The sequence below is a fragment of the Aquirufa rosea genome, from assembly GCF_004118285.1.
In the GTDB taxonomy this organism is placed as follows: domain Bacteria; phylum Bacteroidota; class Bacteroidia; order Cytophagales; family Spirosomataceae; genus Aquirufa; species Aquirufa rosea.
Map to the genome: position 1 here is coordinate 1 of NZ_SDHY01000040.1, position 269 is coordinate 269.

At 41.3% G+C, this 269-nt stretch carries 1 pseudogene; it reads right to left on the reverse strand.

The annotated features are described in order from the left end of the window. Positions 1 to 269: pseudogene (locus ESB04_RS12500) on the reverse strand (hypothetical protein); the annotation flags it as partial.

Sequence of the window (269 nt, forward strand, 5' to 3'; positions counted from 1 at the left end):
TTTGCCATCACCATTAGGCGAGATACCTTGTGGGATGAAAGAAGGACAAACATCTGCATCAAGACGATTTGGAATACCATCATTATCACAGTCCGCTAAGCCTCCATAGTCAAGATTGTCTTCCATGACGTCTAATATTCCGTCATTATCCGAATCTGTATCTTGAAAATCAGGAGTACCATCTTTATCTGTATCTAAAGGAGTACCTGGGTTTGGACCAGCTTCCACTCTGTCTAATAGACCATCATTGTCAGAATCAAGATCTCTGA